Genomic DNA, 13,755 nt, shown 5'->3' with positions numbered 1-13,755 from the left:
TCAGGGCGCGGGGGCACCCTGAAGCCTGTCGGCCTTGGCACAGTGGACACGCACTGAAGGCCGTACGGCTCCCAACCGGTGGGGGTTTCCGGTTCAGCTCCCCGACGGGCTGACTCGGCGGCGATCCCGCGTCGCCGCCCTTTGTGGACGGCTGATCGGCCGCGAGATCTCGGACAGGTTACGAAAAGACATGACGGGCGTCCACCGCCCCCGCGAAAAAACTTGATCGTCCGCCGCCAAAACCCTAATGGAGCAGCGGCGACGCCCCTGTGTGAGCACGACAACACCCAGCTCAGCCAAGGGGTGGACCGCTCGGCGCCGAATGGGTACCGCTCGGCGAGACGTCAGGCAACCTCGGAAGAATCCACCGGACGGATCGGGATCAGGCGCAGTTTCGGGACAAGACCGGCACCCGCGAGGACGTCGATCGCCCGCTGCTCGGACGTGTCCAGCTCGATGCTCGGCGGCGCCCCGAGCAGCACGCTGACCACACAGTCCTGGCAGGCCCTACCCCGAACTTCACAGCTGTCGCAGTCGACGACCATGTTCAGCTCCCAGGCACTCGTTCGATCGTATGTTCGACACCGTACCTTAGCGAGACCCACCGACAATTCCGGTCACGATCATTGTTCTCGCAGGTCACGGGCCTCGTAGGCATCCCGGGCGGCCATGATCTCGGGGATGTGGGTCTCCGCCCACTTCTTCACACCCGCCATCACTGGCAACAACGTCTCCCCCAGCGGGGTGAGCTCGTAGTCGACCCGCAGCGGAACGGTCGGCGTGACCGTCCGGGTGACCAGACCGTTGTGCTCCAGCGTCCGCAGTGTCTGGGTGAGCATCTTCTGGCTGGCACCGGCGATCTTCTTGCGCAGCTCGCCGTGCCGCATCGGCCCGCCGGACAGGGCGTTGATGGTCAGGCCGACCCATTTGTCGGCCAGCATCGAGAACACCTCACGGGTCGGGCAGGTGGCCACGAAGGCGTCGTAGACGACCTTGGCCTCGGCCCGGCGTTGCGCCGCCGACTGAGTGGGCATGGGCACCTCTCCTCGCCTTAGGCACTTATAGGTACCTACTTTCGAATAGTACCCGACCCCGCGCACTGTGGACGACACAGGAGGAAGGCATCCACAGAGAAGAGAAGTCCCATGCGTGTCATCGAAGCCCACGAGTACGGCGGCCCCGAGGTGCTCAAGCTCGCCGACCGCCCCGAACCGGGGCCACAGCCGGGCAAGGTGCGGGTCCGGATGGTGGCCACCGCAGTCAACCCGGCCGACCTGGCCATCCGCCAGGGCGTGTTCGCGCTGCGCACGCCGAACCTCACCTTCCCGTTCGTGCTCGGCTGGGAGATCGCCGGCACGGTCCTGGAGGACGCCGAGGGGTTCACCGCGGGCCAGCGTGTGTTCGGCGCGGTGCCGTGGCTGGCGGAGGGCACCGGCCAGGGCTCCGAGGCCGAGGTCATCCTCGCTGCCCCCGGGTGGCTGGCAGCACTGCCCGAAGGCGTCGACTGGGTCTCCGCCGGAACCCTCGGGCTCAACGGCCTGACCGCCCGCCAGGGCCTGAACCTGTTGCCGCCAGGGGAAACCGTGTTCATCACGGGGGCGAGCGGGGCCGTCGGCGGCTTCGCGGTCCAGTTGGCCGCCCGCGACGGCCGGAACGTGATCGCGCTGGCCTCGCCCGGCGACGAGGACTACGTGGCCGGGCTGGGCGCCAAGCAGGTGATCACCCGCGGCCAGCCGTTGCCCACGGGCGTCGACGGGATGTTCGACCCGGCGCTGACCGGCGACTTGTCCCCCATCCGGGACGGTGGCGCGTATGTCGGCGTGAGCGATCCCGCGCTGCCCCAGCCGGAACGCGGGATCGAGGTCGGCGTCGTGCACAGCACGCCGAACGCCGATCAGCTGCGCGAGATCGCCACCCTGCAGACCAGGGTCGCCGACGTGCTGCCGATCGAGGACACCGCCGAGGCACACCGGCGGGCCCGCGCGGGCGGGTTCCGCGGCAAGCTCGTGCTGACGTTCTAACCGAACTCCCAGTGCCACGGCTCCTCGCGGCCCCGGCCCGGCTGGGCCCACCCCGGGTTCACCCAGCCGTAGCCGGGGCCGTTCGCGTCCAGCCAGGCGCGTTCCCTTGTGCCCCAGGACTTCTCGGGGCCGCAGAGATCCACCGCGAGACCCCAGCCGTGGTTGCTGGTCCCCGGAACGGCCGCGAGCGCGGGCTTGGCCCCGTACAGCCGAACCTGTTCCTCGAAGGTCCGGTAGGAGTCGGTGACGCACAACGGCGAGCCGAAAACCGACTGGTACGCCAGGGAAAGCAGCACGAACGACCGGGCCGCGTCGCACCGCAGCCGGTGCGCGCCGATCCCGATCGGGCACAACGCCGAGGCCGGGATCATCCCGTTGGGAAAACCGCTCCAGCCACCCGAAGGCAGCTCCACTCCCCCGCACCGCCACAGCAACCCGTTGTCGGTCCGTTGCGGCACAGGCTGAGCAGGCCGATGCGGCAAGGAAGGCCGCGCATAGCCGAGAACATCGGGTGGGATGTCAGCGACCACAACCCCGACGAGCCTGGCGTCCGCGGTGACCATGGTCCGCGGATCGAGAACGACACCAACCCCTTGCACGCCATACCGAGCGGGCCCGAGGAACACGAGATCACCTGGCTGTGGCTCGGAAACCGGCTGCAGGACGGCCATCTGCCCACCCGCGGAACCAGTGAGCCCGTAGGCCGCCCGGGTCAGCCCGTCACAGGAGTACGCGTCTGGGCCGTCGCCATGTGTTGGCGCGTAAGGCTTTCCCAGGGCGTCGATCACCGCGGACACCGAGCGGACAGTGTCCGGCGGCAACACGAGCACGTGTTCACCGTTGGGCAGAGTCGCCGGGCCAGGCGGCAGACCCGCGATCTTGGCAACATAGGCACGCCAGTTCGCCGCGGTCCGCGAGTTACGGGTGCTCTGCGCTTGTTGTTGGGCGACAACGGCTTCGTTGGTCGCGGCGAGCTTGGCGCGGAACTCCCCGGTGACCGCGGCCGCCCGGTTGGTGGCGTCGTCGCCGCGGCGGGACAGATCGGCTTTTCGGTCCGCGGCGGCCTTTTCCGCGGCCTGCGCCTTGTCTTCGGCCTCCTGGGCCGTGCGCTGCCGTGCAACCGCGGCCGTCAGCTCCTGCGACTCATACTCCTGCACCCGCGCCATCAACGTGGAGCCGTCCAGGAAGTCCCGCGGCGACTGGGCCAACAGCAGGACCTGGAACTGGTTCGGGCGGCCATAGGAGTTCAGCAGCGCGGCGGTGTAGCGGTCCACTTCGGCTTGTTGCGCCCGGACAGCCGAGTCGGCCGCCTCCCGTGAAGTCCGAGCTTCTCTAACGCTGTTAGAGGCGGCATCCAGCGCCGCCGAGGCCTCGTGGATCTGCCCGGCCAGCGCGCCCAGCTCGTTCTGGATGTCGCCCGCGGTCCGTTGCAGCGCGGCGACCTGCGGATCGGCGAACGCCTCGCCGGGACGTGAGTCGGGCACGGGCGCACCGGGCGCGACCCCGGCCTCCTCCGGCGGTTGCGCGCCCAGCAGGGCGACCACCGCCATCAACGCCGCGCCAACCCGCATACCAGGCACAACGCACGGAACGCATGGCCGTGACGGCCCCGATCCGGTGAACCGGTTGGATGACGCCGTGGATCTCGACGACTACGACTGGGCTTCGCTGGGGCACGCGTACGGCTCCGCGGAGGACACCCGGAACCTGCTGGTCCTGTTGCTGGAGGGCGACCAGGACGAGCAGGCCTACGCGCTCGGCCAGCTGGAGATGTCCGTGCTGCACCAGGGTTCCATCTACAGCTCGACGGCGCCGTCCGCGCTGTTCATGGCGTCCATCCTGGACGACCCGCGCACGCTGAGCCCGCACGAGAGCGTCTACCCCTGGGATGACCGGCAGCGGCCGTTGCGCGCCGCCCTGCTGGAGTTCCTCGGGAACGTCGCCGAGTCGGCCGCCGAGGAGTACGACGACCCGGACGTCGAGGCCTGCCGCGCGATCCGCCCGCAGCTCTACACCGCCGTGGCCCCGTTCGTCGACGACGAGGACCCCAGCGTCCGCGAGGCCGCCTTGGGCGCGGTCAGCGCGCTCGCCGAGGTCGCCCCGGCCGAGGTCTTCCACCGTGTTCTCACGACCAGCACCGACCGGCGGGAACGAGCCGGGGCCGTGCTCACGCTCGGCACCCGCGGCGAGGACACCAGCGCGCTGCTCACCGACGACGATCCGGCCATCCGCGCCTGCGCGGCACTCGCGCCCGGCTGCGCGGACAACCCGCAGGCCACGCAGATGGTCCTGGACACGCTGCTGGACCCGTGGACCGCGGACGAGTGGTTCGAGCCACCGTTGCCGCAGTTCGGCGGCTGGTTCCGGTTCACCCTGATCGCCGCCGCGGTGGCGCGGACCGAGTCGTTCGAGCAGCTGCTGCCCGCCGCGCTCGCCCTGGTCCCGATGTGCAGCGAGTACACAGTGGACAGCGACTGGGGCCCGCTGCTGACCAAGGCGTTCCCGGAGCCCTACGCGGGCACGTTCACCCCGGCGCAGCGCAAGTTCGTGGCGGCGTTGCTGGACAACGACGAGAACTGGGGCAACGTGTCCAACCGGTGCGGCTGGTTGCGTAAGTGCGGGCTGCCCGACGAGCGGGCCGAGCTGCGCGCGGTCATCGCGTCCGCTTGATCATCTCGATGGCGGTGCGCAAGGCGCAGCCGACGCGCCTGCAAACGGATGCAAGGATCCTGCAAGCATTGTCCTATAGTTGCGGGCATGACGCGAAGACTTGCCGAGGTGGCCCGCAAGGTCGGGGTCAGTGAGGCGACCGTAAGCCGGGTACTCAACGGGAAGCCAGGTGTCTCGGAGAGTACTCGCACGGCGGTCCTCACGGCCCTCGACGTTCTCGGGTACGAACGCCCGACCCAGCTGCGGGGGGAACGCGCACGGCTGGTCGGCCTAGTGTTGCCTGAGCTGCAGAATCCCATCTTCCCGGCGTTCGGTGAAGTGATCGGCAACGGGCTGGCCCAACAGGGGTTCACGCCGGTTCTGTGCACCCGGACGGCTGGTGGTGTCTCCGAGGCCGACTACGTGGAGTTACTGCTCCAGCAGCACGTATCGGGCGTGGTGTTCGCCGGTGGCCAGTACGCCCAGGCGGACGCGAGCCACGAGCACTACCGGCGGCTGACCGACCGCAACCTGCCGACCGTGCTGATCAACGCGGCCATCGAGCACCTCGGCTTCCCGCGGGTGTCCTGCGATGACGCTGTCGCGGCCGAGCAGGCGCTGACGCACCTGTTGTCGCTGGGCCACGTCAAGGTCGGCATGGTGCTCGGCCCGGACGACCACGTGCCCTCCCGCCGCAAGCAGGAGGCGTTCGCCGCGGCGGCCCGGGCAGCCGGTGCCGAGCTGCCCGAGGGCTGCTTCGAGCACGCGATGTTCTCCCTGGAGGGCGGGCAGGCGGCGGCCGCGCGGCTGGTCAGGCGCGGGTTCACCGGCATCGTTTGCGCGAGCGACCCGCAGGCGCTCGGCGCGATCCGCGCGGTGCGCCGGCAGGGTTTGTCGGTTCCGCAGGATGTTTCAGTGATCGGTTACGACGATTCGGCGTTCATGAACTCGGTCGACCCGCCGCTGACGACCATCCGCCAGCCGATCGAGGCAATGGGCCGCGCGGCCGTCGACCTGCTGACGATGCAGATCAACGGGGCTTCGGCCACCGATGAGGAGCTGCTGTTCGAACCCGAACTGGTGGTCCGCGGCTCGACCGCGCCGACTCGTCGCTGATCCCTGTTCGTTACTTGCGAAAACTCATCGACATATTGCGCAGGTTCGTTCGAGTCTCTTATGGTGAGCGCCATCACAGAGCGTCGTCGCTACCTGGAGATGAGGCGCGAGCCATGCAGAGATCCCTCACCCGCAGGGCCACAGTCCTGCTCGTAGTCGCGGGTTTAGGCCTGTCGGCCTGCGGGAGCGAGTCCACGGACAAGCCGGCCGCGAGCGGCGGCGGCAAGGTGACCATCACGATCACCGGCCAGCCGCCCAAGACCGAAGCGGTCGAGCGCAAGCTCTTCGACCAGGACGTCGCCGAGTTCGAGTCCACCCACCCGGACATCGACATCGAGCCGCACGAGGGGTTCATGGACCCCAAGACGTTCCAGGCGAAGCTGGCCGGCGGGCAGCTGGAGGACGTGTACTACGTCTACTTCACCGACCCGGCGAACATCATCGCCCGCAGGCAGGCTGCCGACATCACCGACCAGGTCAAGGACTTCGCGGTGGTGAACCAGCTGCAGCCCGCGCTGCTGGACATCTTCAAGGACAAGGGCGGCAAGCTGTACGGCCTGCCGACCGCGAACTACTCGATGGGCCTGCTGTACAACCGCGCGCTGTTCACCAAGGCCGGCCTGGACCCGGACAAGCCGCCCACCACCTGGGACGAGGTGCGCGAGGACGCCAAGAAGATCGCCGGGCTGGGCAACGGCACCGTCGGGTTCGCCGACCTGAGCAAGAACAACCAGGGCGGCTGGCACCTGACCACCTGGGCCTACGCGATGGGCAGCCAGATCGCCAAGCAGGACGGCGACAAGTGGAAGGCCGACTTCAACAACGACAAGGTGCGCTCCGCCCTGCAGCTGCTGAAGGACATGCGCTGGACCGACAACACCATGGGCGCCAAGCAGTTGCTGGAAGCCACCGACGTGCAGCGGATGATGGGCGCCGGCCAGCTGGGCATGTACCTGTCCGCCCCGGACAACGTTCCGGTGCTGGTCAAGCAGTTCAACGGCAAGTACGAGGACTACGGCGTGGCCGCGATGCCCGGCGGGCAGGGCACCCTGCTCGGCGGCGAGGGCTACATGATCAACCCCAAGGCGGACGCCGCCAAGATCAAGGCCGGGCTGACCTGGATCACCTGGAAGTACCTCAACCCGGACCGGTTCGAGACCAACATCAAGCGCTACGTCGCGGAGAAGCAGCCGATCGGCCTGCCCGCGATCCCGACGCCGGACGTCTACACCGGTGAGACCCGCGCCAAGCAGGCGTCGCTGAAGACCCAGTACGCCAACGTGCCGGAGAAGAACTTCGCGTCCTACCTGGACGGCAACACCAAGCTCAAGGGCAACCTGGAACCGCCGAACGCCCAGCAGATCTACGCGGTGCTCGACGGCGTGATGCAGGCAGTGCTGACCAACAAGGACGCCAACATCGACCAGCTCTTGACCGACGCCGAAGGCAAGGTCAACAGTGCCCTCGCTCAAGTCAAGTGAGGCCCCGGTGGTGACCGGTCCACAGTGGCCGGTCACCACCGACCCGCCTGCACTTCGGACGGTCAGCAGGCTGCGCCGCAAGGTCAACGACAACCTCACGGCCTACGGCCTGCTGGCCGCCGCGCTCGTGGTGTTCGCGTTGTTCTCGTGGTACCCGATCGTGCGCGGGATCCTGTTGTCCTTCCAGGAGGTCAACTTCGTCGACCCGCCGAAGTGGGTGGGGCTGGACAACTTCGCCCGGCTGTTCGCCGATCCGCTGTTCGGCACGGCGTGGCTGAACACGTTGGAGTTCACCGGGTTCGCCTTGCTGCTCGGGTTCGCGGTCCCGTTCGTGACCGCTGTGCTGCTCAACGAACTGCGGCATGCGCGGGCGTTCTTCCGGGTCGCGGTCTACCTCCCGGTCATGCTGCCGCCGGTCGTGGTGGCCATGCTCTGGAAGTGGATCTACAACCCCGGGCCCGGACTTGCCAATGCGGCTTTGGGTTCGGCCGGGATCCCGCAGCTGCAGTGGCTGGACTCCAGCAGTACGGCCATGGTGTCGCTGGTCATCGTGTCCACCTGGGCCAATATGGGCTCGACGACGCTGATCTACCTGGCGGCACTGCAGACCATCCCGGGTGAGCTGTACGAGTCGGCCGAGCTGGACGGTGCCGGGCTGTGGAAACGGATCTGGCACGTCACCATCCCGCAGACCAGGTTCGTGCTGCTTGTCTTGCTGCTGCTGCAGATCGTGGCCACCATGCAGGTGTTCACCGAGCCCTACGTGATGACCGGGGGCGGCCCGGAGGACTCCACGGTCACCGTGCTGCTGCTGTTGTACCGATATGCGTTCACGTACAACGACTTCGGTGCGGCGAGCGCGATGAGCCTGTTGCTTCTGGTGGCACTGGCCATCTTCTCGGGCCTGTACCTGCGGCTGACCCGGACGAGGAGCGACTGATGCGTACCCTGGTCTCCCCTGCCCAGCTCCGGTCCCCGCAGGGCAAGGCGATCTACTGGACCGTCTTCGCCGTGGTGCTCGTGCTGTTCGTGGCCGCGTTCGTGTTCCCGTTGTACTGGGCTGTAACGGGTGCGATGAAGGACCCGTCGGAACTCGCCCGTACACCACCGACTGTGGTGCCCTCGCAGTGGCATCTCGACGACTACGGCGAGGCCTGGACGCAGATGGACCTGGCGCGTTACTTTCTGAACACGATCGTCGTGGCGATCGGTGCGTGGGCCATCCAGCTGGCCGTCGACGTCCCGGCGGCGTACGCGCTGTCGAAGCTGCGTCCGGTGCTGGGCAACAAGATCCTCGCGCTGATGCTGGGCACGCTGATGGTCCCGGCGTCCGCGCTGCTGGTGCCGACCTACGTCACGGTCACGGATCTGCCGATCTTCGGCGTGAACCTGATCAACTCGCCGACCGCGATCTGGTTCCCGGCGGCGGCCAACGCGTTCAACATCTACCTGCTCAAACGGTTCTTCGACCAGATCCCGGGTGAGCTGCTGGAGGCGGCCGTGCTGGACGGCGCGAGCCAGCCGCGCATCCTCTGGCGGATCGTCCTGCCGATCTCCCGCCCGATCCTGGCCGTGGTCTCGATTCTCGCGATCGTCGCAGCCTGGAAGGACTTCATCTGGCCCCTGTTGGTCTTCCCGGACACGTCGAAGCAGACGTTGTCGGTCGCACTGCAGCGAATGGAGATCGACATGCCGCTCAACCTGTTGCTGGCCGGGCTCGTGCTGGCATCGGTGCCAATGGTGGCGTTGTTCCTGTTCTTCCAGCGACACATCCTGGCCGGCCTCACCGCCGGCAGCGTCAAGGGTTGAACCCACCTGACACTTTGCGGAGGTCTCACCGTGACCGTTTCCAATCGCCTTGCGCCCGAAACGCGGACCGCGTGGTGGCGTGGTGCGGCGATCTACCAGGTCTACGTGCGCAGCTTCGCCGACGGCGACGGCGACGGGATCGGCGACCTGGCCGGGGTCCGCAGCCGGCTGCCCTACCTGGCCGAGCTGGGCATCGACGCGATCTGGTTCTGCCCGTGGTATCCGTCCCCCATGGACGATGGCGGCTACGACGTGTCGGACTACCGCGACATCGAGCCGACGTTCGGCACGCTGGCCGAGGCCGAGCTGCTCATCGCCGAGGCGCACGAGCTGGGCATCCGGATCATCATCGACATCGTGCCCAACCACTGTTCCGACGAGCACCCCTGGTTCAAGGCGGCTGTGCGGGCGGGGCCGGGATCGCCGGAACGGGAACGGTTCTGGTTTCGGCCGGGGCGCGGTGCGAACGGTGAGCTGCCGCCGAACGACTGGCAGTCCCGGTTCGGCGGTCCGGCGTGGACACGGGTCGCCGACGGTGAGTGGTTCCTGCACCTCTACAGCTCCCGCCAGCCGGACCTGAACTGGACGAACCCGGATGTGCACAAGGAGTTCATCGACATATTGAAATTCTGGTTCGACCGGGGCATCGACGGGTTCCGGATCGACGTGGCCGACGGTCTGGTCAAGGATCCCGCACTGCCCAATGTGGAGGGTCTGGCGCCGGGGGCGCAGCTGCCGTTCTCCGATATGGACGGTGTGCACGAGATCTACCGGGAGTGGCGCAAGATCTCCGACTCCTACCCGGGTGAGCGCATCTTCGTCGGGGAGATGTGGCTGCCCGACCCGGTCCGGTTCGCCCAGTACCTGCGGGCCGACGAGCTGCACTCCGCGTTCAACTTCGACTTCCTCTCCTGCCCGTGGGATGCGAAGAAACTGCGCGAGGTCATTCAGGCCAGTTTGGACTCGCACTCTCCCGTTGGCGCGCCGACGACCTGGGTTCTGTCCAACCACGACGTTACACGGCATGTCACGCGGTATGGCCGTTCCGGGGACACCGGGTTCGAGTTCGCGGACCGGCGGCACGGCACGCCGGTCGACCGCGAGCTGGGCACCAGACGTGCCAGAGCCGCCGCTTTGCTGACCATGTCGTTGCCTGGTGGGGTGTACGTGTACCAGGGCGAGGAGCTGGGGCTCTGGGAGATCGAAGACATCCCGGACGAGCTGCGCCAGGACCCCGTTTTCGCGCGAACCAAGGGCGGCGACCCGGGCCGCGACGGCTGTCGCGTGCCGATCCCTTGGGGTGGCGAGTTTCCGCCATTCGGCTTCAGCACCGGGCACACCTGGCTGCCGCAGCCCGGGGAATGGACCAGTTACACGGCAGAGGCCGAGGCCGCCGATCCCGGGTCGATGCTGGAGCTCTACCGGGCCGCACTGCGCATCCGCCGGGACGAGCCGGCGTTGGGCGACGGGGAGATGCGCTGGCTGGTGCACCTGGCCGACGTCATCGCGTTCGCCCGGGACCCCGGGTTCGCCTGCCTGGTCAACCTGTCCGGTGAGGACGTGCCGCTGCCACGGCACGAAAGCGTCCTGCTGGCCAGCGGTCCGCTCAACGACGACATGCTGCCGCCGGACACCGCGGTCTGGCTGCGGATCCCCTGATGTGACAGACCCGTCGGCGCGGCCTGCCAGCCGCACCGACGGGCTGGTCAGCTCCCTGCACCCGCGGCGCGCACCGCGATGAAGAACTGACCGACCCACCTCCACGGAAGGTGAGCCAGCCCATGGTACGCAGCGGCCGCCCGGCCCGCCGCGCTTCGCCCGGACAGCCGACCTCCCCTGCTGCCAAGTGAACCAGGGGACGCAAGCCGAGGTGGGGCTCTGGCGGTAGGGCCCCACCTCGCCTTGTCCGGGACTCTCGTTGGCCGGGAGCAGGTACATTCGCGCCCGAGGGATCTTTCTCGGGAGGCAGCGGTGGACTACCTGGTTCCACAGCACGACGGGCGGGCCGAACGGGCCGAGCAGCTGGCCGCCGTGCGTGCGGCGTACCGGTACAACATGGACTTCGGGTTCCCGGTGTCCGCCGGGATGCGCGACTTCACCAACACCCGGGTCTCCGCTGCCCACAAGAACTTCATCAACGAGCTTACGTCCATTGAGGACACCGGCAGGATCACGAACAAACGCCGCCCACTCGCCTACCCGTACCTGCAACCGTCCCTGATCCCCAACAGCACCAACATCTGATTGGTCGTGAGTGGTTTGCCGGTTAGAACCGGCAAAACCACTCACGACCTTTCTCATGCCAAACGGCTGACGCAGACGTAGTAGCCCGAAGTAGCGGACGTACCAACACATGCGGCCGTCGAACCCGACGCACCCGCGGTGGTCACGTTCCCGCCATTCGGCGGGGTCCAGACGGACTGCTGCAGTGTCGTGTTCTTCCACAGGCTGGTGATGGCCGCATTCGGGCCCCACCCACGAGCGTGCCAGAGCCCGTCCGCATGCGTCTCGATGCAGACGTGCCAAGCGCCACTGGACTCGCAGAGCTGCCCGGCACTCGCCGCCGGAGCGGCCACTGTGGACACAGCGGCCGCCGCGACGACCGCGGTCGCCAGTTTCTTGATCATCTGGGTTGTCCCCCGTCCGTCGTGATCAACTGCGCGGACAGCCAATCACGACGGCGTTGCACAGCCCTTTCAGCGCCCTTTCACGCGCAGGTCAGGATGGGTGCGGCCCAGTCACCGCGGTCGTAGCTGTTGGTGTCGCCACCATCGGTGATCACCAGCCGGAGGAAGCTCGCGCCAGCAAGGGAAGCGCCGATCTTCACCGCGTCATCGCGCCAGGTGCGCAGCCCGCTGTCGGCCACTTTGGTGCTGTCGGTCCAGATCTCGAACGTCACGGCGCCGGTCTGGCGTTCGTCGCGTTCGTCGTCCAGGCCCACGAAGGACTCCACGCTCTGGCACTTGCCGCCGAGGTAGTAGATGATCTCGGTCGGCGCGTGCCCGCCCATGCCCTTGTCGTAGTGCACCCCGTTGATCGTCAACGGTTTGCCGTCCTTGGCCTTCCAGCTTCCGTTGGACATGTCCCGTTCGATCGGCCCGTAACCGCCGCTTTCCAGCGCCGACGGGACATCCCCGAGCTGGCTGCCGCCGCTCGGCGGCAATGGCGGCACGATCAGCTCGGTTGTCTGGCTCGCTTCCCCGCCCAGGTACCGCACTGTAGCGGTCAGCACCGGTGAAGCCGTTGCCACGGGGGTGATCCGGTACTTCGCGGACAACGACTCGCCTGTACGCAGGACGAGTTTCCGCGGCTGATCAACCGGCACGACCTGCCAGCCGGCGGGAGCGTCCAGCTTCACCGAGGGCGCGATCACCGGCAGCACAGCATGGTTCGTTGCGCTGACCGTCACCTCGAACGGCCGCCCGGCAGGCGTGATCTTGCCCGGGATGCCCGGTGTCCCGGCCTCGAAAGTGAGACCGGAGCTGACCATCGGTTCGGCCTGCCACCAACTCCCACTGGACACCCGGTAGACCGCAGTCCCGTGCGGCGCGACCACAGCCGCGATCTCACCAGCGGTCTGCAGATCCTTGTGCTGCCACAGGTCCCGTACGACATATCCAGGTCGACGCGCAAGACCGAGCGCCGCAGCGGAAGTGGAGATCTTCGCCGCGGTGGCACCCTCGTTGAACAGCGCGACCGCGACATCACCATTGGCCAGCGGCTTGGTGAACACCCATCGACCGTCCGATGTGGACGTCGCTCGCGCCTGGACGCCCAGCCGGTCCTGGTCCAGCGCGATGATCTCCTTGTTCTCCAGGATCGCCAGATTTGCGGGCGAGATCTTCCGCAGATCCGCGCCGATCAGCAACGGCGCCGCCATCATCGACCACAGGCTGAAATGCGACCGGTACTCGATATCGGTCATCCCGCCGTTGCCGACCTCGAGCATGTCCGGATCGTTCCAGGCACCCGGCTTGGCGAACGGCGCCAGGGGAACGTTCTTCTTGAGGATCTCGACCGTCTTGGCCCAGGTGTCGTTGATGTCACCGGTTGTCCGCCACAGGTGGCCGACGCCGGCACCCCACTCCCATGGCTTGTTCTCGCCCCACTCGCAGATGGAAAGCACGATGGGACGGCCGGTCTTCTTCAGCGCGTCCCGCATCTTGGTGTATCGCTCCAAAGCGGGACGACCGGCGTTGTTGCAGTTGTCGTACTTGAGGTAGTCCACGCCCCAGTCGGCGAACGTCTGCGCGTCGACGTCCTCGTGGTCCAGCGCGCCGGGCATGGTCTTCGCGCACGTCTGGGTGCCCGCGCTGGTGTAGATCCCCAGTTTCAGGCCGCGGGCGTGCACGTAGTCGGCGATCGCCTTGATACCGCTGGGGAACCGGACCGGGTGCGCGGTCAGCCGGCCGTTCGCGTCCCGCTCCGGCGCGGCCCAGCAGTCGTCGATGTTCACGTACTGGTAGCCCGCGGCCTTCAGGCCCCGGTCGACGAAGATGTCGGCGGTGTCCTTGATGAGCTGCTCGTCGATCGCGCAACCGGTGGCGTTCCAGTTGTTGAACCCCATCGGCGGCGTGAGCGCGAGACCGTCCGCAAGCGCCTGGGCGGTGCCCGGGCTCACCACTGTGGTCAGCCCGAGAACCATGGTCACGACAATGGCCCTGATCAACATGCCTCCT

Annotated in this window: 13 protein-coding genes; 8 read left to right on the top strand and 5 right to left on the bottom strand. The window is 67.7% G+C overall.

Features of this window, described 5'->3' with window-relative positions; translation table 11 throughout:
- Positions 1-344 precede the first annotated feature (344 nt).
- Positions 345-545: a hypothetical protein gene (locus AB0J95_RS19585; RefSeq protein WP_364759209.1), complete on the bottom strand. Its 201-nt coding sequence runs from the start codon at positions 543-545 to the stop codon at positions 345-347.
- 78 nt (positions 546-623) lie between these two features.
- Entirely contained in the window at positions 624-1,034 is a 411-nt protein-coding gene (locus AB0J95_RS19580) for a helix-turn-helix domain-containing protein (RefSeq protein WP_364759206.1), read from the bottom strand.
- A 111-nt stretch (positions 1,035-1,145) separates the two neighbouring features.
- Between AB0J95_RS19580 and AB0J95_RS19575 the strand changes: the two genes are divergently transcribed.
- On the top strand, positions 1,146-2,021 hold the full coding sequence (locus AB0J95_RS19575) for an NADP-dependent oxidoreductase (RefSeq protein ID WP_364759203.1): 876 nt from the start codon (positions 1,146-1,148) through the stop codon (positions 2,019-2,021).
- Here AB0J95_RS19575 and AB0J95_RS19570 read toward each other — a convergent pair.
- Positions 2,018-3,592, bottom strand: coding sequence for a D-alanyl-D-alanine carboxypeptidase family protein (locus tag AB0J95_RS19570; RefSeq protein WP_364759200.1), 1,575 nt, complete (start codon positions 3,590-3,592; stop codon positions 2,018-2,020). The two genes, AB0J95_RS19575 and AB0J95_RS19570, sit on opposite strands and share 4 nt — an antisense overlap.
- A 55-nt stretch (positions 3,593-3,647) precedes the next feature.
- Here AB0J95_RS19570 and AB0J95_RS19565 point away from each other — a divergent pair, with 55 nt between their 5' ends.
- The 7 genes from AB0J95_RS19565 to AB0J95_RS19535 all read left to right on the top strand — a co-directional run bounded on the left by AB0J95_RS19565 (position 3,648) and on the right by AB0J95_RS19535 (position 11,320).
- The gene (locus AB0J95_RS19565; RefSeq protein ID WP_364759197.1) at positions 3,648-4,691 is read left to right on the top strand and encodes a hypothetical protein; all 1,044 of its coding nucleotides are present in this window, start codon (positions 3,648-3,650) and stop codon (positions 4,689-4,691) included.
- A gap of 87 nt (positions 4,692-4,778) precedes the next feature.
- Positions 4,779-5,786, top strand: coding sequence for a LacI family DNA-binding transcriptional regulator (locus AB0J95_RS19560; RefSeq protein ID WP_364759194.1), 1,008 nt, complete (start codon positions 4,779-4,781; stop codon positions 5,784-5,786).
- 113 nt (positions 5,787-5,899) lie between these two features.
- The gene (locus AB0J95_RS19555; protein WP_364759191.1) at positions 5,900-7,267 is read left to right on the top strand and encodes an extracellular solute-binding protein; all 1,368 of its coding nucleotides are present in this window, start codon (positions 5,900-5,902) and stop codon (positions 7,265-7,267) included.
- A gap of 10 nt (positions 7,268-7,277) precedes the next feature.
- Entirely contained in the window at positions 7,278-8,207 is a 930-nt protein-coding gene (locus tag AB0J95_RS19550) for a sugar ABC transporter permease (protein WP_364759188.1), read from the top strand.
- Positions 8,207-9,076, top strand: coding sequence for a carbohydrate ABC transporter permease (locus tag AB0J95_RS19545; RefSeq protein WP_364759185.1), 870 nt, complete (start codon positions 8,207-8,209; stop codon positions 9,074-9,076). Before AB0J95_RS19550 ends, AB0J95_RS19545 begins: the two co-directional genes overlap by 1 nt.
- Before the next feature lie 30 nt (positions 9,077-9,106).
- Positions 9,107-10,735, top strand: coding sequence for a glycoside hydrolase family 13 protein (locus tag AB0J95_RS19540; protein ID WP_364759182.1), 1,629 nt, complete (start codon positions 9,107-9,109; stop codon positions 10,733-10,735).
- A gap of 312 nt (positions 10,736-11,047) precedes the next feature.
- On the top strand, positions 11,048-11,320 hold the full coding sequence (locus AB0J95_RS19535; RefSeq protein ID WP_364759179.1) for a hypothetical protein: 273 nt from the start codon (positions 11,048-11,050) through the stop codon (positions 11,318-11,320).
- A gap of 53 nt (positions 11,321-11,373) precedes the next feature.
- Here AB0J95_RS19535 and AB0J95_RS19530 read toward each other — a convergent pair whose 3' ends face one another.
- Together AB0J95_RS19530 and AB0J95_RS19525 are read right to left on the bottom strand one after the other, a co-directional pair.
- Positions 11,374-11,703 carry a hypothetical protein gene (locus AB0J95_RS19530; protein ID WP_364759176.1) on the bottom strand — a complete coding sequence of 110 codons (330 nt, stop codon included), beginning with the start codon at positions 11,701-11,703 and terminating at the stop codon, positions 11,374-11,376.
- An 80-nt stretch (positions 11,704-11,783) separates the two neighbouring features.
- Positions 11,784-13,748, bottom strand: coding sequence for an NPCBM/NEW2 domain-containing protein (locus tag AB0J95_RS19525; protein ID WP_364759173.1), 1,965 nt, complete (start codon positions 13,746-13,748; stop codon positions 11,784-11,786).
- Positions 13,749-13,755: the final 7 nt, after the last annotated feature.

It is taken from the genome of Actinocrispum sp. NPDC049592 (assembly GCF_040675465.1).
In the GTDB taxonomy this organism is placed as follows: Bacteria; Actinomycetota; Actinomycetes; order Mycobacteriales; family Pseudonocardiaceae; genus Kibdelosporangium.
This window is presented reverse-complemented; position numbering and strand designations above follow the sequence as displayed.

Coding starts and splice junctions, on each gene's coding strand:
- AB0J95_RS19585 (WP_364759209.1), bottom strand. CDS start 545: ATGGTCGTCGACTGCGACAGCTGTGAAGTTCGGGGTAGGGCCTGCCAG.
- AB0J95_RS19580 (WP_364759206.1), bottom strand. CDS start 1,034: ATGCCCACTCAGTCGGCGGCGCAACGCCGGGCCGAGGCCAAGGTCGTC.
- AB0J95_RS19575 (WP_364759203.1), top strand. CDS start 1,146: ATGCGTGTCATCGAAGCCCACGAGTACGGCGGCCCCGAGGTGCTCAAG.
- AB0J95_RS19570 (WP_364759200.1), bottom strand. CDS start 3,592: ATGCGGGTTGGCGCGGCGTTGATGGCGGTGGTCGCCCTGCTGGGCGCG.
- AB0J95_RS19560 (WP_364759194.1), top strand. CDS start 4,779: ATGACGCGAAGACTTGCCGAGGTGGCCCGCAAGGTCGGGGTCAGTGAG.
- AB0J95_RS19555 (WP_364759191.1), top strand. CDS start 5,900: ATGCAGAGATCCCTCACCCGCAGGGCCACAGTCCTGCTCGTAGTCGCG.
- AB0J95_RS19545 (WP_364759185.1), top strand. CDS start 8,207: ATGCGTACCCTGGTCTCCCCTGCCCAGCTCCGGTCCCCGCAGGGCAAG.
- AB0J95_RS19530 (WP_364759176.1), bottom strand. CDS start 11,703: ATGATCAAGAAACTGGCGACCGCGGTCGTCGCGGCGGCCGCTGTGTCC.
- AB0J95_RS19525 (WP_364759173.1), bottom strand. CDS start 13,748: ATGTTGATCAGGGCCATTGTCGTGACCATGGTTCTCGGGCTGACCACA.